This is a genomic window from Caulobacter sp. AP07, from assembly GCF_000281955.1.
In the GTDB taxonomy this organism is placed as follows: domain Bacteria; phylum Pseudomonadota; class Alphaproteobacteria; order Caulobacterales; family Caulobacteraceae; genus Caulobacter.
Genome location: NZ_AKKF01000176.1, coordinates 1 through 18,468, shown reverse-complemented (window position 1 = coordinate 18,468; position 18,468 = coordinate 1). Strand labels below are relative to the sequence as shown.

21 protein-coding genes are annotated in these 18,468 nt (G+C 70.7%); 4 read left to right on the top strand and 17 right to left on the bottom strand.

What is annotated here, in order from left to right; all coding sequences use genetic code 11:
• Together PMI01_RS15730 and PMI01_RS15725 are read right to left on the bottom strand one after the other, a co-directional pair.
• On the bottom strand, positions 1-231 hold a 231-nt coding region (locus tag PMI01_RS15730), incomplete at its 3' end, for a hypothetical protein (RefSeq protein WP_007670797.1).
• A gap of 192 nt (positions 232-423) precedes the next feature.
• The gene (locus tag PMI01_RS15725; RefSeq protein ID WP_157223797.1) at positions 424-1,566 is read right to left on the bottom strand and encodes a threonine aldolase family protein; all 1,143 of its coding nucleotides are present in this window, start codon (positions 1,564-1,566) and stop codon (positions 424-426) included.
• A 161-nt stretch (positions 1,567-1,727) separates the two neighbouring features.
• Between PMI01_RS15725 and PMI01_RS15720 the strand changes: the two genes are divergently transcribed.
• From PMI01_RS15720 to PMI01_RS15710, 3 genes are all read left to right on the top strand, one after another.
• Entirely contained in the window at positions 1,728-2,096 is a 369-nt protein-coding gene (locus tag PMI01_RS15720) for a BlaI/MecI/CopY family transcriptional regulator (protein ID WP_007670789.1), read from the top strand.
• On the top strand, positions 2,086-2,985 hold the full coding sequence (locus tag PMI01_RS15715) for a M56 family metallopeptidase (protein ID WP_007670785.1): 900 nt from the start codon (positions 2,086-2,088) through the stop codon (positions 2,983-2,985). The genes PMI01_RS15720 and PMI01_RS15715 overlap by 11 nt, the downstream gene beginning before the upstream one ends.
• Positions 2,986-3,101: 116 nt before the next feature.
• A complete protein-coding gene (locus PMI01_RS15710) occupies positions 3,102-3,656 on the top strand; it encodes a hypothetical protein (protein WP_007670782.1) in 555 nt (184 codons plus the stop codon).
• Here the strand turns inward: PMI01_RS15710 and PMI01_RS15705 are convergent.
• The 15 genes from PMI01_RS15705 to PMI01_RS15640 form a co-directional block, all read right to left on the bottom strand.
• The gene (locus PMI01_RS15705; protein ID WP_202948091.1) at positions 3,653-4,024 is read right to left on the bottom strand and encodes a type II toxin-antitoxin system RelE/ParE family toxin; all 372 of its coding nucleotides are present in this window, start codon (positions 4,022-4,024) and stop codon (positions 3,653-3,655) included. The genes PMI01_RS15710 and PMI01_RS15705 overlap by 4 nt on opposite strands.
• A complete protein-coding gene (locus PMI01_RS15700) occupies positions 4,021-4,299 on the bottom strand; it encodes a type II toxin-antitoxin system ParD family antitoxin (RefSeq protein WP_007670778.1) in 279 nt (92 codons plus the stop codon). The genes PMI01_RS15705 and PMI01_RS15700 overlap by 4 nt, the downstream gene beginning before the upstream one ends.
• 51 nt (positions 4,300-4,350) lie before the next feature.
• The gene (locus PMI01_RS15695) at positions 4,351-5,757 is read right to left on the bottom strand and encodes a sensor histidine kinase (protein WP_007670768.1); all 1,407 of its coding nucleotides are present in this window, start codon (positions 5,755-5,757) and stop codon (positions 4,351-4,353) included.
• Positions 5,758-5,760: 3 nt separating this feature from the next.
• On the bottom strand, positions 5,761-6,066 hold the full coding sequence (locus PMI01_RS26500; RefSeq protein ID WP_081497697.1) for a type II toxin-antitoxin system RelE/ParE family toxin: 306 nt from the start codon (positions 6,064-6,066) through the stop codon (positions 5,761-5,763).
• Between the two features lie 9 nt (positions 6,067-6,075).
• A complete protein-coding gene (locus PMI01_RS15690; protein ID WP_007670766.1) occupies positions 6,076-6,300 on the bottom strand; it encodes a hypothetical protein in 225 nt (74 codons plus the stop codon).
• Between the two features lie 48 nt (positions 6,301-6,348).
• Complete coding sequence (locus PMI01_RS15685) at positions 6,349-7,020, bottom strand: response regulator transcription factor (RefSeq protein ID WP_007670764.1); 672 nt, start codon at positions 7,018-7,020, stop codon at positions 6,349-6,351.
• A gap of 128 nt (positions 7,021-7,148) precedes the next feature.
• Positions 7,149-8,726, bottom strand: coding sequence for a trypsin-like peptidase domain-containing protein (locus PMI01_RS15680; RefSeq protein WP_007670762.1), 1,578 nt, complete (start codon positions 8,724-8,726; stop codon positions 7,149-7,151).
• Between the two features lie 144 nt (positions 8,727-8,870).
• Positions 8,871-9,335 carry a cytochrome c-type biogenesis protein gene (locus PMI01_RS15675; RefSeq protein ID WP_007670760.1) on the bottom strand — a complete coding sequence of 155 codons (465 nt, stop codon included), beginning with the start codon at positions 9,333-9,335 and terminating at the stop codon, positions 8,871-8,873.
• A complete protein-coding gene (locus tag PMI01_RS15670) occupies positions 9,332-11,308 on the bottom strand; it encodes a heme lyase CcmF/NrfE family subunit (protein WP_007670757.1) in 1,977 nt (658 codons plus the stop codon). The genes PMI01_RS15675 and PMI01_RS15670 overlap by 4 nt, the downstream gene beginning before the upstream one ends.
• Positions 11,309-11,474: 166 nt before the next feature.
• On the bottom strand, positions 11,475-11,975 hold the full coding sequence (gene ccmE / locus PMI01_RS15665) for a cytochrome c maturation protein CcmE (RefSeq protein WP_007670743.1): 501 nt from the start codon (positions 11,973-11,975) through the stop codon (positions 11,475-11,477).
• Entirely contained in the window at positions 11,972-13,129 is a 1,158-nt protein-coding gene (ccmI, locus tag PMI01_RS15660) for a c-type cytochrome biogenesis protein CcmI (protein WP_007670732.1), read from the bottom strand. Before ccmI ends, ccmE begins: the two co-directional genes overlap by 4 nt.
• Positions 13,130-13,207: 78 nt before the next feature.
• Positions 13,208-14,548, bottom strand: a complete 1,341-nt coding sequence (locus PMI01_RS15655; RefSeq protein ID WP_035036555.1) for a hypothetical protein — start codon at positions 14,546-14,548, stop codon at positions 13,208-13,210.
• A gap of 368 nt (positions 14,549-14,916) precedes the next feature.
• Positions 14,917-16,296, bottom strand: coding sequence for an ATP-binding protein (locus tag PMI01_RS15650; protein WP_007670727.1), 1,380 nt, complete (start codon positions 16,294-16,296; stop codon positions 14,917-14,919).
• 23 nt (positions 16,297-16,319) lie between these two features.
• Positions 16,320-16,997, bottom strand: a complete 678-nt coding sequence (locus PMI01_RS15645) for a response regulator transcription factor (RefSeq protein WP_007670724.1) — start codon at positions 16,995-16,997, stop codon at positions 16,320-16,322.
• Between the two features lie 33 nt (positions 16,998-17,030).
• On the bottom strand, positions 17,031-17,348 hold the full coding sequence (locus PMI01_RS15640) for a PepSY domain-containing protein (protein ID WP_007670723.1): 318 nt from the start codon (positions 17,346-17,348) through the stop codon (positions 17,031-17,033).
• Between the two features lie 246 nt (positions 17,349-17,594).
• Here PMI01_RS15640 and PMI01_RS15635 point away from each other — a divergent pair.
• The coding region (locus PMI01_RS15635; RefSeq protein WP_007670720.1) for a hypothetical protein at positions 17,595-18,468 on the top strand (874 nt) is incomplete at its 3' end.

Genomic DNA, 18,468 nt, shown 5'->3' with positions numbered 1-18,468 from the left:
CCGCCGGCCGTCGCGCCGCGCCAGGCCGGCCAGGTAGGGCGAGGCGGAAAACACCGGCGCCAGGGCCGGCCAGGCGGCCTCGACCAACGGCATGGCCTCGCCGACCTTCTTGCCGATCGCCTCATGCGCCCGTTCGGCGGCCTTGGGATCGACGACGGGGCCGCAGGGGGTGAGGCGTTCGAGCAGGCGAGTCATGGCGCGCACTGTGGCGCGGGGGCGCTCCACCGTCATCCCCTGCCGTCACCCCCTCTGCCGCCATCCCTCACGGTCGTCATCCCCCGCTTTATGCGGGGGACCCAAGCAGCCAAGCAGCGTTCCTGGCGACCATCGGCAAGCTCGGCTTGGGTCCCCCGAACAAGTCGGGGGATGACGACCGTAGGGGCGTGGACATGGGGCGCTCGGCGGCGTGGGCGGTGGCGCCCCCTACCCCGCGAACAGCCTCACATACTCCTCGACCGGCCGCCGGGTCAGGGTGTCGTTGACATAGACCTCGACCACCCCGGCCTCGGGCTTCAGCATCCGCACCCCCGCCACCCGCATCCGGTCGAACAGGCCCTCGGCGACCTTGGGCTTGACCACCAGTTCGCGGATGTTGGAGGCGTTGGGCGCCGGCTTCACGGTCGCCAGGCCCTGTGCCTTCAGCGCCGCGAACAGCTGGTCGGCGGCGGCGAAGGCGGCGCGGTGGCGGGCGTCGAAATCGTCCAGCGCCGCCAGGGCCGGCACGGCGCATTCCCAACCCTGGTAGATCGTGCCGCCGAACCGGTGGCGCAGGTCGCGGACCTTGGCGATGTCGGCCTTCGAGCCGGCCAGCACCGCCCCGAACGGCGCGTCCAGGTACTTGTAGAGCGAGACATAGACCGTATCGAACAGCGCCGCGGTTCCCGCCACGTCGTAGCCGGGCGGGGCCAGCAGCAGGCGCGCGCCGTCCAGGTGCAGCCTGATAGTCTTGGCCTTGGCGTAGGCCGAGATTTCGCGGACCAGGGCCAGGTCGATCATCTCGCCCTTCACGCGGCGCACCGGGCTCTCCAGCGAGATCGCCCCGACCCGCAGCGGATAGGGGCCGTTCTCGGCCTCGTCGACCGCCGCCTTGATCTCGGCGAGGGTCGGGGCCGCGCGGCCCTCGGCCAGCGGCACCAGGTTGAGGCCCGACAGCAGCTGGGTGGCGTCGCTCTCGTCGCGATAGAGATGACTTTCGCGCTGGACGATCACCCGCGAGGCGTCGCCGGCCAGCACGCGGACGGCCAGGTGATTGGCCAGGGTGCCGGTCGGGAGGAAGGCGCAGTCCTCCTTGCCCAGCCGCGTGGCGAAGCGGGCCTCCAGCTCGGCGGTCGCGCCGCCGGACAGATAGGCCTCGCGGATCTTGGGTCGCGCCTGCAGCAGGTCCAGAAGGCGCTGGGTGTTCGCGACCGGATTGGGCGGGGCCGAGTCGCCGACCAGCCAGACGCTGCGCGCGTCGGCCGGCGGAAACGGCGGCGGGGCGGCGGGCGGCGGCGTCTGCGCCCGAACCGCCAGGGGCGCGAACGCCGCGCCGACCATGGACATCTCCAGAAAGCGCCGACGATCCATCACCCATCCCCCCGACCTGAAAGCCCGAACTGGGTACCATCGGTCGGCGAGATCGCCGCGTTAAAGCTTGCTCATGATCGCGGCGGCGGCGAGCGGCCTAACCGCGGCTTGACAGCTCAGGTTACAGGCGTAATCCTTGCGGTTCGAAGATGCGAGGCGCCATGAACATCACCCAGGCCGAGAGCCGCATCATGGACGCGCTCTGGTCCCGCCAGCCGCTGACGGTGGACGAGATCATGGCCGAGGTCGCCGAGCCGCAGGGCTGGGGCGAGGCCACGGTCAAGACGCTGATCAACCGCCTGCTGAAGCGCAAGGCGATCCGTTCCGACCGCATCGAGGGCCGGGCCCGCTACGCGCCGGTCATCCAGCGGGCCGACTATGTGCAGGCCGAGAGCCAGAGCCTGCTCAACCGGCTGTTCGACGGCCAGCTGACCCCGCTGGTGGCGCATTTCGCCCAGCATCGCGCGCTGTCGGCCGACGAAATCAAGCAACTGAAGACGCTGATCGCGGATCTCGACGATGGTGGCTGAACTCCTGGCGATGACCCTGTTGCGGGCCCAGCTGGCCGCCATGGCCGCCGTGGTCCTGGTGCTGCTGCTGCGCGGACCGGTGCGCCGGCTGATCGGCGCCCGCCTGGCCTACCGGCTGTGGGCCCTGGTGCCGGTGGCGGCCATCGCCTGCGTGTTCCCCAGCCTGTCGGAGACCCTGGGTTCAGGCCTGCCGCCGACCCTGATGGGCGAGGAGCACGCCTTCGCCCTGCTGGCCGCCTGGCTGGTCGGCGCCGTCGCCCTGGCCACCGCCATCCTGCTGCAGGAACGCGCCTTCCGCACGCGAGCCCAGGCCGGGCGCGCGGGTCCGGCGGTGATGGGCGTCTTCTGGCCCCGGATCGTGCTGCCCGCCGACTTCGCCGCACGTTTCGACGCCGAGGCGCGGCGGATGATCGACCTGCACGAGCGCACCCACATCAAGCGCGGCGACCCGATCGCCAACCTGGCCATCGCCGGCGTCCAGGTGCTGGGCTGGTGCAACCCGCTGATCCATGTCGGCGCGCTGTGCGCCCGGCTCGACCAGGAAATGGCCTGCGACGCCACCGTGCTGGGCCTGCGTCCGGAACTGCGCCGCACCTACGCCCAGGCGCTGGTCCAGGCCCACACCGTGCGGGGCGGCTCGCCCCTGGCCTGCTTCTGGGCCGCCCACCCGCTGCTGCTGCGGGTCAGGCTGCTGGCCCGGCCCGAGCCCAGCCATCGCCGCCAGACCGCCGGCGCGGCGGCGATCGCCCTGCTGGCCCTGGTCACCGCCGCCGGCGTCTGGACCGTGACGCCGCGCGGCCCCCTGCCGGACCACGAGGTCACCTGGCCCGGCCGCCTGCGCGCCGAGGCCCCCGTCGACGGCATCAACCTGCCCACCATCCACCGCTAGGACCGCGCGTCGGGGCGGCTCTCCGCCTTCGCCTTGACGAGTCGTATTACATGTGTAACTTTTCTAGTCTACAGATGTAATCCACGCCCGGCGTGGAGCCGAGCGGGGCCCCGGCCATGACCTTCGTCCTCAGGATGCCCGCGACGCGCGGCCCCAAGGCCCGGCGACGGGCGCTGGCGGTGCGGGCCTTCGACCTGGCGGTCATGGCCCTGATCGTCTTCGGGGTCGGGCTGATGCTCGTCTACGTCATCCAGTACGAACTGAAGGTCGAGCCCAAGCGGCCGGCTTCGGGCGCCCGGCTGGTCGCCGCCCGGTCGATGGCGCGGGTGCGCTGGGCCAGCGTCAAGCCACGGCTGATCGCCCGGCTGGACCAGCCCCACGCCCTGGAGCTGGGCCGGGTGTGGGCCCGGCGCGACGGCCGGGTCTGCGGCCTGGTCAACGGCTGGGGCAGCTTCGGCGGCCTGACCGGCATGACCCGCTTCTACGCCCAGGGCGACGCGCCGGTGTTCAAGCAGGACCACGCCACGGACTTCGAATACGAGTGGTGGCAGTGCAGGCGCGACCGCTACGTGATCATCCGCGAGGGCTCCGAGGAGACCGGATTTTGTCCGACGGAACTGGGGCGGAAGCGGTGCTTTGACGTGATCTATGGACGGCCGCCAAGCCGCTAGAAATCCCGACGCGGAACATGTCGCTCGAGATCCATCGCCTCGTGGAGAACGCGCAGAACCCGTAGGCGGCGGGCGTCCGGCAACTCATAGACCAACAGATGGCGGGGCTCGGCGACCTTCCCCTGCTCGGTTCTCGCCCGATCCCGGCTATGGCGCAGGTGATAGGTCCTTGTCCCTTCGCCGAGCTCCGGGCGCTCGACGCTGCCGGCCCGCCCCGGATCGCCGCATACATCGGCCAGCGCCACAGCGATCAAGACTTCATGCCGGCCTCGCGCGATCGGCCCGAAAGTCTCGACGCTGGCGTCAAGCAGGTCAGCGATGTCGTCCCGCGCCAGGAGCGTCAGTTCGAGGTCGCGCGGCGGCGTCAATCGACCGCGCGGCCCGTCCGGCCCAGGCTCGCCAGGAAGGTGTCGACCTCGCCGGCGGCGACGCTCAGCACACGACCGCGCCTGGCGTCCTCGCGTCCGGCCTCCACGGCCTGGCGCAGGTGTTCGATCTTCAGGTCATCCTCGCGCTGGCGCTGCTCCAGCAGCCGCAAGCCTTCGCGAACAACTTCACTGGCGTTCTGAAAGCGTCCGGTCTCGACATTGGCGTCGATGAACCGGTGGAAATGGTCGGTGAGATTGACGTTCTTCGTCGCCATGGGGCCATCCTCCAACGCCCAAAACTATGGTCGTTGGCAATCTTTGACAAGTCACTCCACCCGCGGCAGCACCAGGGCCACCCGCAGGCCGGGGCCGAAACCGTCATAGACGCCCGGCCCCTCGGCCAGCTCCAGCCGGCCGCCGTGCGAGGCGGCCACGGCCTGGACCAGGGACAGCCCCAGCCCCGCTCCCGGCTCGCTGCGGCTGTTCTCCAGCCGCACGAAGCGCTGGACGACGCGGCCGCGGTCCTCCTCGGGCACGCCGGGCCCGGTGTCGGTGACCGAGAACTCCAGCTCGCCGGCCGAGTTGCGCCGGGCGCGCAGCATGATCGCCCCGCCGGTCGGGGTGTATTTGATGGCGTTGTCGAGGATGTTGGCCAGGGCCTGGGCGATGAACTCGCGATTGCCCTTCACGCCCAGGGCCGGGACGATTTCGGCCTTGAAGTCCAGGCCCTTGTCCTCGCAGCTGGCCTCGTAGAGCTCGGCCATGTCCGAGGCCAGTTCGCTGGAGTCGAAGAGGCTCTGGTCTGGGGCCTGGCCGGCCGCCTGCAGCCGGGCGATGGCCAGCACGGCGTTGAAGGTCTTGAGCACGCCGTCGGCGTCGACCAGCGCCGTCTCCAGGGCCGCCATCGGATCGCCCTTGCCGTTCTCGGCGTCGATCAGGGCGACCTCCATGCGGGCCCGCAGGCGCGTCAGCGGCGAGCGCAGGTCGTGGGCGATGGCGTCGCCGGCGTGGCGCAGGCCGCCCATCAGCCGCTCGATGCGGTCGAGCATGTCGTTGAGCCCCTCGGAGAGCTCGTCATACTCGTCGCGCGTGCCCCGCAGCTTGGCGCGGGCGTGCAGGTCGCCGGCCCGCACGGCGTTCACCAGGTCGACCAGGCCCTGCATGCTGCGGCTGACGTTGCGGCTGACGATCACCCCGCCGGCCAGGCCCAGGATGATGACCAGCACCGCCGCCCCCTGGAGGGCGCGGACGATCTTCATCACATAGCCTTCGGACTCCTGGACGTCGGCCCCGACGAACAGGGCCTCGCCGCCGGTCAGCCGCTCCTGCACGCCACGCGCCGAGCGCTTGACCTCGGCGCCGTCGATGTCGGTCTCGGTGAGCTTGAAGGTCTCCCAGGTCGGGCCCGGGCCCTGGAAGTCGTCGATCGGCGACTCCTCGATCGAGCCGGAGATCCGCTTGCCGTCCTTGTCGAGCAGCAGATAGAGGAACGGCCGCTCGCCCGTGGCGCGCTCGACGATGGTCTGGTTGAGGGCGTTGATCCCGCCCACCCGATAGGCGGCTTCCAGGCTTTCCATCTCGCGGGTGATGTCGGCGTCGGCGCGGCGGTTCACCTCGCCGGCGGTGGCGATGTAGATGTAGCCGAGGAACGCGCTGGCGGCCGCCGCGAACAGGGCCAGGAACAGCAGGGTCAGCCGGAACGGCGTCGATCGGATCAGGCGCGGCAGGCGCATGGGCTAGCTCTTCTTGCCCGTTAGGGCGGCAATGTCTTGGCGGCTGTCGAAAACGCGCATGATCTCGACACCACCATCGGTCAACGGTCGATAGAATATTGTCCAGGGTCGAACGCTATGGCGACGTTCGGCTCCATCGATACCCCTTGCCACGGGTCCGATCTTCGGAAAGGACGCCAGGCGTTTGATGCTGGCGTTCAATCGCCGCATCACGGCCACCGCACGATCCTCGCCGCTGTGTGTGCTGATCCAATCAAAGATTCGCAACAGGTCGGCCCTCGCGGCAGCGGTAATAACAAACCGCGCCATCTTCCGTAATCAGGCCTGCTTCTTGGACGCCGCGAACCGTGCGCGACCTTCAGCGATGATGTCTTCGATATCGAATTCGGCGTACTCGCCGCGCGCGATCTGGTCACGCGCGACTTGAAGAGCGTCCTTCAGAGGCTCTTTGTTGCGTTCGAACCAGGCTTCAAGTTCGGCCTCGGAAAGCTCCGCGCCGAAGTCGTCCTCATCCTCGGGAACGGGCTGGGTCAGCTTGTTCATGGTCCCTAGCCTACCACAGCCCCGCGCGACCACCCAAGCATGGGCCGCCTACGGATCGAGCCGGTAGCCCGCCCCGCGCACGGTCTGCAGCATGGCGCGATCGAACCCCTTGTCGATCTTGGATCGCAGCCGGGAAATGTGCACGTCGATGACGTTGGTCTGCGGGTCGAAGTGGTATTCCCACACCTTCTCCAGCAACATGGTGCGGGTCACCGACTGGCCGGCGTGGCGCATCATGAACTCCAGCAGCTGGAACTCGCGGGGCTGGAGGTCGATTTCCTTGCCCTGGCGATGAACCGTGCGGTTGATCAGGTTCATCTCCAGCTCGCCGACCTTCAGGGTCGTGGCCACCGAGCCCGTCTCGCGACGCCGCGACAGGGCTTCGACCCGGGCGATCAGCTCGGCGAAGGCGTAGGGCTTGACCAGATAGTCGTCGGCCCCGGCCTTCAGCCCGATCACGCGGTCGTTGATCTCGCCCAGGGCCGAGAGGAACAGCACCGGGGTGTTGTCGCCCTCGCGGCGCAGGGTCTCGACCACCTCGACGCCGTTCTTCTTGGGCATCATGCGATCGACGATCAGCACGTCGAAGTCGCCCTTGCCGGCCTCGGCCAGGCCGGCCTCGCCGTCGGGGGCGTGCACGCACGCATAGCCCGCCTCGGTCAGGCCGTGGCTCATGGCCGCGGCGGCTTCCAGGTCGTCCTCGATGATCAGGATACGCATTCCAGGCCCCTAGATGCACGAAAAGGGGGCGTCACCGAATCGATGACGCCCCCGTCGTGTTCGTCGTCACGGCACGGATGGTGACGTGATCCGCGCGCGGGCGAAAGCCCCCGCGTATCGGCGTTCCCCTACGGAGCGATCTTCAGCGGCACGATCGTCGGACGACCGGCGCGGATGATCCGCAGGTTGACGCTGGGACGCTGCAGCTTCTTGGCCGCGTCCACCGCCGAGGCGACCTGGGTCGCGTTGGCGACGGGCTCGCCGTTGATGCTGGTCAGGACGTCGCCCTTGCGCAGGCCCTTCTCGCCGGCGTCGGAGCTGGCCTTGACGCCGTCGATCAGCAGGCCACGCACAGCGGGATCGATGCTGTAGGTGCGGCGGGCCGCGTCGTCGATCGGAGCCAGGGTCAGGCCCAGGGCGTCCGACTTCTGGACCTGCGGCTTGGCCGGAGCCTCGGCGCCGTTCTCGTCGGTGTCGTCGTCGTTGAGCGACAGTTCCTTCTCGGTCGGACGGACACCCGACTTGATGTCGACCGTGCGGGGCTTGCCGCCGCGCAGGACCGACAGCTTCAGGGTGTCGCCCGGACGGCCCTTGGCCACTTCGCGGGTCAGTTCCGAGCCGCTCTTGATGTTGACGCCGTTGACGGCGGTGATCACGTCCTCGGCCATCAGCCCGCCCTTCTGGGCGGGGCCGCCGGCCACCAGGTCGGCGACGATCGCGCCCTTGACGTCGCCCAGGCCCTGGGCTTCGGCCATTTCCTTGGTGAAGGGCTGGATCTGGGCGCCGATATAGCCGCGCACCACCTTGCCGCCGCTGATCAGCGCCTTGGCGGTGGCCTCGGCCACGTCGGCGGGGATGGCGAAGCCGATGCCCACCGAGCCGCCGGTCGGCGAGAAGATCGCGGTGTTGACCCCGATCACCCGGCCGTAGATGTCGAACGACGGGCCGCCCGAGTTGCCGCGGTTGATCGGCGCGTCGATCTGGATGTAGTCGACGAAGGTCGACGAACTGTCGCCCAGGTCGCGGTTATAGGCCGAAATGATCCCGGCCGTGGCGGTGCCGCCCAGGCCGAACGGGTTGCCGATGGTGATCACCCAGTCGCCGACCCGCGGCTTGGCCTGGTTCTCGAAGTTCACATACGGGAACGCCGCGCCCTTGGCCTTGGGATCGACCACCTTCAGGACGGCCAGGTCGGTGCCCTCGTCGCGGCCGACGATGGTGGCCTTCAGTTCGCGACCGTCCTTCAGCACCACGTTGATGCCGTCGGCGTCGGCGTCGGCGACCACGTGGTTGTTGGTGACCAGGTAACCGTCGGCCGAGATGAAGAAGCCCGAACCGGAGGACTGCTGCTTGGGACCGGGGGTTTCCTCGCCGTCGTCGCCCGGCTTCTGGCCGCGCGGCACGATGTCGAAGCCTTCCAGGCCCGGGATGCGCAGCTTCGGCGCGGCGGCGGCCTTGGACGTCACGTCGATCTGCACCACGGCGGGCGAGACCTGTTCGAAGATGTCGGCGAACGACAGGGGCGCGCCGGGCGGCGGCGCGAACATCGGGGCCGGAGCGCCCGAGGCGCCCGAGGTGCGGACCACCTGGGCCGGTTCGGCGGCGCCCGCCGGAGCCATACGCATGCCAACCCCGGCCAGGGCCGCGCAGGCCACGCCCGCGCCGGCCACCGCACCGACAAAGAAACCAGACTTCCTAGCAGCCATCTTACGTCTTTCCTCACCCACGGCGCGCGGCGCCGGGTCCTTGGCTTGAGAACCTAGTTGCGTTGACGAAACGCGCAATGGTCTTCGACTGATCTTTCCGCCACGCTCAAGATAGTCTTGGCGCGTCTTCGCGGCGCAATCGTGTCATTCGTCCTTCAACAGCACCTGGAGTCGCGCCTCTTCGGCCTGGGACAACGCTTCGGGGTCCTCGCCGGCGGGCGACGGCGCCGCCCGGCGACGCAGCAGCACGATCATCAGCACGGCGCCTAAAACCAAGGCGACAACGGGCGTTGCCCAAAGCAGGGCGTTGCCCGGCGAGAACGGCGGCTTGAGCAGCACGAACTCGCCGTAGCGCTCGACCAGGAACGCCCGGATCTGGGAGTCGTTGCGACCCTGCTTCACTTGGTCGCGCACGATGGAGCGCAGATCGCCGGCCAGGGCGGCTTCGGAATCGTCGATCGACTCGTTCTGGCAGACCAGGCAGCGGACCTCGCGGAAGATCGCCCGGGCCCGGGCCTCCTGGGCGGGGTCGGGCAGGCGATCGGCCGGGTCGGCGGCGGCCCCGGCGAGGCAGGCGACGGCGGCGAGGATGGCCAGCAGCCGCCTCACGCCGCATTCTCCGCGCGCTTGGCCACGCCGAACCGCAGCCGCCGGTCCGACAGCGAGATCAACCCGCCCAGGGCCATGACCAGCGGACCCAGGAAGATCAGCCGCACCCACGGATTGACGAAGGCCCGCACTAGCCAGGCCGGCTGGCCGTCGGCGCCCGCCCGGCGTTCGCCCAGCACCACGTAGAGGTCGTCCAGCGCCCGCGGGCAGATCGCCACCTCCGAGGTGGTCTGGCGGCCGGTGGGGTAGAAACGGCGCTCGGGGGTGGCGGTGCAGATCGCGGCGCCGCCCCGGGTGATCTTCACGACGCCGCGCTCGGCGATGTAGTTGGCGCCCTCGACGGTCCCGACGTCGGTCAGGGCCAGTTCATAGGCGCCCAGCTTCAGCTGGCCGCCGACGCCCAGCGCCTGGGCGGCCTCGACCCGCCAGGTGGTCTCGAACGACGCGCCCAGCACGAACAGGCCCAGGCCCGCATGGGCCAGGGTCGTTCCCCAGGCGCCGCGCGGCAGGCCCGTGGCCCGGCGGCGGACCTCGGCCCAGGGGGCGCGGAAGGCCTTCACCCGCTCGGCCAGCTCCAGCAGCGCGCCGCCAACCAGCCAGACGCCCAGGGCCAGGCCCGCGCTGGCCAGGGCGCTGCGCGGGGCGACGACGGCGAAGGCCACCAGGCCCAGGATCGCGGCGCAGGCCAGGGCCAGCCACAGCCGGCGCGTCACCAGCCGCGCGTCGCCGCGCTTCCAGGCCAGCAGCGGCCCGGCCGGCAACACGGCCATGGCCAGCACCATCAGCGGGACGAAGGTCATGTTGAAGAACGGCGGCCCCACCGACACCGCCTCGCCGTCCACGGCCTCGCGGATCAGCGGGAACAGGGTGCCGACCAGCACCACGGCCGTGGCCGTCGACAGGATGATGTTGTTGAGGACGATGGCGCTCTCGCGGCTGACCGGGGCGAACAGGCCGCCGGCGTTCAGGCTGGGGGCGCGCAGGGCGAACAGGGCGAAGCCCGACCCGGCCGCGATCCCCATGATGGTCAGCAGCAGCACGCCGCGGGCCGGGTCGACGGCGAAGGCGTGGACGCTGGTCAGCACCCCCGAGCGCACCAGGAAGGCGCCCAGCATCGAGAAGGTGAAGGCCGCCAGGCCCAGGAACACCGTCCAGCCCGGCAGGGCCCCGCGCTTTTCCAGCACCACGGCCGAGTGCAGCAGGGCGGTGCCGATCAGCCACGGCATGAAGCTGGCGTTCTCGACCGGGTCCCAGAACCACCAGCCGCCCCAGCCCAGCTCGTAATAGGCCCAGAAGGCGCCCAGGGTGATGCCGACGGTCAGGAAGCTCCAGGCCGCCAGGGTCCAGGGCCGCACCCAGCGGGCCCAGGCCGCGTCGACCCGGCCCTCGATCAGGGCGGCCATGGCGAACGAGAACACCACCGAGAAGCCGACATAGCCGCAGTAGAGGAACGGCGGATGGAAGGCCAACGCCGGGTCCTGCAGCAGCGGATTGAGCGACGCCCCCTCAACCGGAACGTCCAGCAGCCGGGCCATCGGGTTGGAGGCGAAGACGGTATAGGCCAGGAACAGCACGCCCAGCGCGCCCTGGACAGCCACCGCATAGGCCCGCAGGCGCGGCGGCAGGGCCTTGCCGTAGACCGCCATGGCCGCGCCGTAGCCGGTCAGCACCAGGCACCACAGCAGCATCGAGCCCTCGTGGCTGCCCCAGGCCCCGGCCACCTTGTAGAGCATCGGCTTGGCGGTGTGGGAATTGGCCGCGACATTGGCCAGCGAGAAGTCGGAGACCACGAAGGCGTGGACCAGGGCCAGGAAGGTCAGGGCCACGCACAGGAACGCGCCCAGGGCCGCGCCCTGCCCGGCCCCGGCCAGGATCGCCATCCGCCGCGCCCCGCCCACCGCCGACAGCACCATCTGCAGCGCCGACAGCACCAGGGCCACGACAAGGGCATAGGCCCCGAATTCGGTGATCATGGGCGGGCTCCCCTTCTCCCCTTGCGGGAGAAGGTGTCGCGAAGCGACGGATGAGGGGTCGAAGACGCGGTCAGCCGCGCACGGAAGCGCCGGCGCAACCCCTCATCCGACCTGCTTCGCAGGCCACCTTCTCCCGCAAGGGGAGAAGGAAGGTGAAGGAGCATGCTCACGATGTCGGCTTCCCCGGCTTGTAGCCCTCGTAGGAGGGTTTGCCGCCGTCCCCGCGCCATTCGCCCTGTTCCTTCAGCGCCTTGGACACTTCGCGCGGCATGTAGCGCTCGTCGTGCTTGGCCAGCACCTGCTTGGCGACGAAGGCGCCGGACTCGTCGAAGGCCCCGGCGGCGACGATGCCCTGGCCCTCGCGGAACAGGTCGGGCAGGTCGCCCTGGAAGCGCACCAGGCTGGTGGAGCGTTGGTCGGCGACCACGAACTCGACCCTGCCGTCCGGATGCTTGACCACGCTGCCGGCCTGGACCAGCCCGCCCAGCTGCACCTTGCGCCCGGCGGGCACGTGGACGGCGGCGGCCTGGGAGGGGGTGTAGAACAGCGAGATGGCGTCGCGCATGCCCCACAGGGCCAGGCCCACGGCCAGGGCGACGACCGGGGCGGCGACCGCCAGGACGGTCAGGCGGCGGCGCGCCTTGCGGGATTTGGGCAGGAAACTCATGGGGCGCTCCTGGTTGGGGCGACCTGCGCCGAACGCGGCGTCTGGGCGGCCTGGCGCAGGGCGGCCAGCACCTTGGGCTGGTCGTGGAAGCGGGCCTGGGCCTTGGCCAGGGCGGCGTCGCGGTGGGCGGTGTCGCCGAGCACGGCGTAGGCCCGCACCAGCTTCACCCAGCCGTCGGCGTCGTCGGGATTGGCCTCGAGCCTGGCCGCCAGGCTGGCGACCATGCCTTGAATGAAAGTCTCGACCTCGGGCTGGTCGCCCGTCGCCGGCGCGGCGGCCTGTTCGGACGGCGCGCCGGTCGGGGCGAGGCTACCGCGGGCTTCCGTCTGGGCGATCTCGTCGCCGAAGGCGGCGCGGCGCGGGTCGTCGGCCGGCAAGGTCGCCAGCAGGGCGCGCCAGTCGGCCAGGCCGCCCGCCAGGTCGCCGTCGGCGATCCGGCCCTTGGCCAGGTGGTAGCGGGCGCTGACATTGGCGGGGTCGCGGCGCAGGGCCTCGGCGAAAGCGCGGCGGGCGTCGGTCCCGACCTCGCCCTGGTCCTCGGCGACCAGCACCTCGCCAAGCCCGACCCACAGGTCGACCCGGTCGGGGGCCAGCCTGACGGCGTGACGCAAGGCCTGGGCGGCGCCGGTCGCGTCGCCCGCCTGGAAGCGGGTCAGGGCCAGGAGCCGGAAGAGTTGCGGGTCGTTCGGCTTGGCGCGCGCCGTCTCCTGCAGCACGGCCGCGATCTGCTCGGGCTGCAGTTGCGACAGGGGGGTCTGGCGCCACTGGGCCACGCGCTTGAGGTAGGGCTGGTCGGCCAGGCCGGGAACGCCGATGAACAGGTAGGCGGCCAGGGCGCACACCGGGGCCAGGAACGCCGCGAACAGCACCAGGGGCCGGGCCTTGGGACCCGAGGCCGGCCAGGCCTGCTGGTGGTCGGCGGCGGCGATCAGCCGGCGGCCGGCCTCGGCGCGGGCGGCCTTCAGCTCGGCGTCGGCCAGCAGGCCGCGCTCGGCCAGGTCGTCGATCTCGGACAGTTGCCGGCGGTGCACGGCCAGGCTGGCGTCGTCGCCGCCCCCCGCGTCCATGACCATGGACGCGCGCGCGGCGCCGCGCAGCACCAGGGCGGCGACGACGGCCGACAATCCCGCCGCGGCGATCCAGAAAGCGATCATGCGCGCGTGTTAACGGGGAATGGCGACGGCCGTTAGCGAAAAAAGCGCGTAAGGGCGGGCGGGTCCGGGGCCCGGCCCCTAGGCCGCGGCCGCCATCGCCGCGGCGGCGCGGCGGCGAACGATCTCGGCGGTCTTCTCGTCGCGGCTGTAGGCGATGAAGCCGGCGGCCAGGTCGAGATAGCGCTGGGCGATCGCCCGGTCGCCGCCCTCGCCGGTGCGGACCACGTAGAGGATGTCCTCGATATACTGGTCCAGGCGGCCGTTGAGCTTTTCCAGCACCTTGGTCCGGCTGGCCCCGTAGCCGCTGTGGGCGGCGCAGGCGCGGATGTCGGCCACGAAGGCCAGGATGGCGGTCATCCGGCGAGCCTGTCGCTCGTCCGGCTCGGCGGCCAGCAGCGGCACGCCCTTGCCGTTCTTGCCGCCGAGGATCGAGATCGGCCGCAGCGGCAGGGTGGCCAGCAGTTCCTTCTCGGCCACGTTCATCCGGCTCTCGACGGCCTGGGCGATGGCCAGCTTGTGCTTGGCGATCCGCCGGCCCCACGGACCGTCCCGGTGCAGGGCCACCGACTGCTCGAACTCGGTGATCTGCTGCGACATCTTCTGGGCGGCTAGGGCCGCCCTGCGCCCCTCGGCCTCGCCCTTGTCGGCGTCGAAACCGCGCACCAGGTCGATGCTCTTCTCGATGTCGGCCAGCACCCGCTCGCCGAACACGCTGACCTCGGACGAGGCCCAGAAGCGGTCGCCCGGCCGGTCCATGACCGCCGAGATCACCCGCAGGATCCGCCAGTCGTCGGGCAGGTGCGCCGCCAGCATCTCGAACAGCAGCGGCCCGGCGTCGGGGCGGATGTTGCACGCGTCGTTATAGGCCAGGCGGGCCGACGAGGCCCGCTCCTCGCTCATCCGGCTGACCCATTCCGACAGCTTGGGCAGGGCCGAGCGGACGATGGCCGACAGCTCCAGGCACGAGGCCAGTTCGTCGACGTCGCAGATCTGGTCTAGCACCACGAAGGCGGGGACCGCCTGGGCGCGCACGCCCTGGGCGGCGACCTTGCAAAGCGCGTTGAAGACGTCGGGCGGGCCCTGTTCCAGGTCCCACGGATTGCAGCGCGCCGCGGCCTCCTCGACCTGGCGCGGGGCCACGGTCCGCAGGGCCTCCCACAGCAGGGACAGGACACGGGGCGGGAACGAGGTCTGTTCGGTGTCGCGGACGGCGCACAGCGGCGCGATCGGAGCCAGGACGCTGTTGCGGACATAGCGGGCGGCGGTCTCGTCCTCGACCAGCCGGCGCACGGCCGCCAGGGCGCCCTGCCCGCCGGCCGGACCGGACAGGGCGAGCTCCAGGCTGCGCAGCGCGGCGTCGGGAGAGGTTTCCACCAACTTCCGGACCATCAGCAACTTGTCGGCGGCGATCCCGGCCATAACCCCCCGCTGGACCAGCCCAAGACGGGCCGCGTCAACCATGTTGCCAACGAGGTTAAGACTTTCCGAAACCATGAGTTTTTGCAGGCGCGGAGGCAGCGTCGAAAGGTCGCTGGGGATGTCAGGTTGAGACGCGGAAACCGCCCCTCTCCTATAAGGAGAGGGAGGGGCCCGCGCCGCAGGCGTGGGAGGGTGAGGGGTTACGCCGTTTCAGATTCGGGCAGGGCGCTGGGGGAATCGGCCATGCCCCCACGGTCGTCATCCCCCGACTTGTTCGGGGGACCCAAGCGGGGTCGGCCAGGTCGTCAAGCTCAGCTTGGGTCCCCCGCATAAAGCGGGGGATGACGACCGTGGGGGCAAGCGAGAAATCACCCCTCCGACCGCGGCAGCACCAGCGTCACCCGCAGCCCGCCCAGCGGCGAGGCGCCGAGCGTCACCGAGCCGCCATAGGCCCGCGCCAGTTCGTCGACGATCGACAGGCCCAGGCCCGAGCCCGGCGTGTGCTCGTCCATCCGCTGGCCGCGTTTGAGGGCGTCGGCCCAGCGGTCGGGCGGCAGGCCGGGGCCGTCGTCGTCCACCGTCAGGGTCATCCGTTCGGGCGAGCTGGCCACCGCCTCGGCCCGCACCTTGGCCCGGCACCACTTGCCGGCGTTCTCCATGACGTTGCCGGCCAGCTCCATGAAGTCCTGGCGCTCGCCCTGGAAGCACAGGGTCTCGGGGCAGCGCCAGTCGATCTCGACGCCCTTGTCCTGGAAGATCCGCTCCAGGGTCACCGCCAATTCGTCGAGGATCGGCTCGACCGGCGTGCGCTCGCCCGAGGTCTGGGAGCGGGCGGCGGCCCGGGCCCGGCGCAGGTGGTGGTCGACCTGCTCGCGCATGGTCGCGGCCTGGCGCTCGACCACCTCGGCCAGGGTCCCCGGCTGCTGGTTGGCCTCGGTCAGCATCACCGACAGCGGGGTCTTCAGGGCGTGGGCCAGGTTGCCGACGTGGGTGCGCTGGCGCTCGACGACCTCCTGGTTGTGGGCCAGCAGGGCGTTCAGCTCGACGGCCAGCGGCTCCAGCTCCTCGGGATAGAGCCCTTGCAGCCGCTCGGCCTTGCCCCGGCGCACCGAGCCCAGCTCCCGCCGCAGCCGGAACAGCGGCAGCAGCCCGACCCGCACCTGGATCACCACCGCCGAGACCAGGCCGGCGCCCAGCAGGATCAGGGCGATGGCGGTGTTGCGGGCGAAGATGTCGGCGTCGCGGTCGATCGGCGCGCGGTCCTCGGCGGCGATGAACACCACCGGACGCGGATAGCCCGGCAGGCGGGTCAGGATGGCGGCGGCGCGCAGCCGCGCGTTCTGCGGCCCCATCAGGTCGAAGAACTGGGTCTTGCCCGGATCGGCGGCCAGGCGTTCTGCCTGGACCTTCGGGATGGTCAGCGAGCTATCGAACAGCGACCGCGACTGGTCGATCATCTTCAGGGTCCCCTCGGGACGCATCTCGAGGATCTGCCAGTAGCGGCCCGAATAGACCCGTGTGGCGCGGATGTCGGTCAGGAACGGCGCCTTGACCACCCCGTCCTCGACGCTGGAACTGGCGTAGAGGTCGTCGGTCAGCACCGTCAGGGCCGCGTCGAAGCGGCGGATCGCCGAATCGCGGAACTGGGCGGTCAGGAACACCCCGGCCACCAGCAGCACGACGACGTTCCAGATTCCGGCCAGCAGCACCAGCCGGCGGACCAGCGATCGCTTGCCGAGGTCCCACACGGCTCAGGCGCTCCTGTCGAAATTCACTCGGTCGTCTCACCTTCCAGCGGCGTCAGGCGATAGCCCAGGCCGCGCACGGTCTCGATGCGCTCGCTGCCCAGCTTCTTGCGCAGCCGGCCGATGAACACCTCGATGGTGTTTGAGTCGCGGTCGAAGTCCTGGTCGTACAGGTGCTCGACCAGCTCGGTGCGGCCGATCACCCGGCCCTGGTGCATCATCATGTAGTGCAGCAGGCGGTATTCCAGCGAGGTCAGGCGCAGCGGTTCGCCGTTGACGCTGGCCCGGGCGGCGCGCGGGTCCAGGCGCAAGCCGCCGCAGGTCAGGCTGGGCGAGGCGTGGCCGGCCGAGCGGCGCAGCAGGGCGCGCAGGCGGGCCAGCAGCTCCTCGGTGTGGAAGGGCTTGGTCAGGTAGTCGTCGGCCCCGGCGTCGAAGCCGGCGACCTTCTCGTTCCACGAGCCGCGGGCGGTGAGGATCAGCACCGGCGTGGCGACGTTGCCGCGCCGCCAGCGCTCCAGCACCGACACCCCGTCCACCTTGGGCAGGCCCAGGTCGAGGATCACCGCGTCATAGGGCTCGGTTTCGCCCAGGAACTGGGCTTCCTCGCCGTCGGCCGCGTGGTCGACGGCGTAGCCCGCGTCGCCCAGGGCCAGCTTCAGCTGGCGCGACAGGTCGGGATCGTCTTCGACAAGCAGGATACGCATGAGGGACCTTTGTCTCTGAACGCTGGGTGGGCGCTAGTCGGCGCTGAGGATCTGGCCGGTGCGGGCGTCGACGATGAAGTCGATGCGGCGGCCGTCGGCGGTGGCCCAGCGTACGCGATAGTTGGGGCCTTCCAGGCCGGCGTCCAGCACACGGCCCGGAGTGCGGCGGCTGATCTGCTCGATCACCCGGCTGAGCGGCACCAGCTGGCCCGACTGCACGCCGCCACGCGCCTGGTCCTGTCGGGCCCGCCAGTCGGCGCCCAGCGAGTCCGGGCCGCGTTGCGCCGACGCCACGCCGGGTAGGGCGGAGGCGGCCAGCACGGCGGCGAAGAGGATGTGGATCGGCTTCATGGATTCGGTTTTAGAGCCTCGCGGCTGAATAGAGGCTGAACGTGGCCGTTATGGACGGTGAACGAAGTTCTGTCACGGGCCGGAAGCGATCGCGGGGCCGTCCCGCCGAGCCGGACGCCCACCCGGCCGACGGACTTGTCATCAAAGCTGAGCCATTCTAGCCTGCAATCTTTACGCGTAGCCGCCCGAACGGGCTCGAACGCCGTCATCCGTCGATAACCGATCATTGCGTTTGGGGAGGACACGATGAAACCGTTCACGACATCCCGGCGCCTGGCCGCGGCCTGCGCCCTCGCCTGCCTGCTGGCCGCCGGGACGACGGCCCACGCCGCCGCGCCGGCCGCCGACGTTCCGGCCGAGGCGGCGGCCCCGCCGGCGGACCCGCCGCCCGCGCCGAACACGCCCGAGCTGTCGCCCACGCAGTTTCAGGGCGTGATCCTGGAGATCGGCGTCCAGAAGGGGGCCAAGGCCGCCAACTTCGACCAGCTCACCCTCCAGCCCGACGGCCCCTATCAGCCCGTGACGCTGCCGGTGGCCCGGCCCGAGGACAAGCTGGCGCTCCAGGCCGGGGCCAGGAAGGGCGACCGGATCTGGGTCAATGTCGACGACCCCGTGAACCCGACGCGCATCGTCGGCATTTCGCGGATCGCCCGCCCGGTGGCGACCCCGGTCCTGATCGGCGCCGTCGCCGGCGTCGTCGTCCTTCTGGGGCTGTTCGTCAGTCTGGCCACCCGGGGCAGGCCGCAGAGGTTCCTGGTCGGCCACGACGGCCGCCTGAGCAACTCCCAGTGCCAGCTGGCCCTGTGGTTCGGCGTCGTCGCCGTCGCCTACGGGGCGACGCTGGTGCTGCGATACCAGGTGCTGGGGCCCGACTTCATCGGCGGGATCGGCCTGACGACCAACGTCCTGGCCCTGACCGGTCTGAGCGCCCTGACCTTCGGCGGCGCCAAGATCGTCTCGACCCAGAAGCAGGACGCCGCCAGCGACGCCGCGGCCGAAACCGCCACCACCGCCGCCAGCGTGGCCGAAACCGCGGCGAACATCGCCAGCACCACGGCCGCCGTCGCCGGCGTCCCCACGGACAACCCCGTCATCGCCAGCACGGCCAGCGCGGCCGCCG

Bases quoted from the DNA above. Each gene is read 5' to 3' on its own strand.
- PMI01_RS15725 (WP_157223797.1), bottom strand. From the start codon at position 1,566: ATGGATCGTCGGCGCTTTCTGGAGATGTCCATGGTCGGCGCGGCGTTC.
- PMI01_RS15720 (WP_007670789.1), top strand. From the start codon at position 1,728: ATGAACATCACCCAGGCCGAGAGCCGCATCATGGACGCGCTCTGGTCC.
- PMI01_RS15715 (WP_007670785.1), top strand. From the start codon at position 2,086: ATGGTGGCTGAACTCCTGGCGATGACCCTGTTGCGGGCCCAGCTGGCC.
- PMI01_RS15710 (WP_007670782.1), top strand. From the start codon at position 3,102: ATGACCTTCGTCCTCAGGATGCCCGCGACGCGCGGCCCCAAGGCCCGG.
- PMI01_RS15700 (WP_007670778.1), bottom strand. From the start codon at position 4,299: ATGGCGACGAAGAACGTCAATCTCACCGACCATTTCCACCGGTTCATC.
- PMI01_RS15695 (WP_007670768.1), bottom strand. From the start codon at position 5,757: ATGCGCCTGCCGCGCCTGATCCGATCGACGCCGTTCCGGCTGACCCTG.
- PMI01_RS26500 (WP_081497697.1), bottom strand. From the start codon at position 6,066: ATGGCGCGGTTTGTTATTACCGCTGCCGCGAGGGCCGACCTGTTGCGA.
- PMI01_RS15690 (WP_007670766.1), bottom strand. From the start codon at position 6,300: ATGAACAAGCTGACCCAGCCCGTTCCCGAGGATGAGGACGACTTCGGC.
- PMI01_RS15685 (WP_007670764.1), bottom strand. From the start codon at position 7,020: ATGCGTATCCTGATCATCGAGGACGACCTGGAAGCCGCCGCGGCCATG.
- PMI01_RS15680 (WP_007670762.1), bottom strand. From the start codon at position 8,726: ATGGCTGCTAGGAAGTCTGGTTTCTTTGTCGGTGCGGTGGCCGGCGCG.
- PMI01_RS15670 (WP_007670757.1), bottom strand. From the start codon at position 11,308: ATGATCACCGAATTCGGGGCCTATGCCCTTGTCGTGGCCCTGGTGCTG.
- ccmE (WP_007670743.1), bottom strand. From the start codon at position 11,975: ATGAGTTTCCTGCCCAAATCCCGCAAGGCGCGCCGCCGCCTGACCGTC.
- ccmI (WP_007670732.1), bottom strand. From the start codon at position 13,129: ATGATCGCTTTCTGGATCGCCGCGGCGGGATTGTCGGCCGTCGTCGCC.
- PMI01_RS15655 (WP_035036555.1), bottom strand. From the start codon at position 14,548: ATGGCCGGGATCGCCGCCGACAAGTTGCTGATGGTCCGGAAGTTGGTG.
- PMI01_RS15645 (WP_007670724.1), bottom strand. From the start codon at position 16,997: ATGCGTATCCTGCTTGTCGAAGACGATCCCGACCTGTCGCGCCAGCTG.
- PMI01_RS15640 (WP_007670723.1), bottom strand. From the start codon at position 17,348: ATGAAGCCGATCCACATCCTCTTCGCCGCCGTGCTGGCCGCCTCCGCC.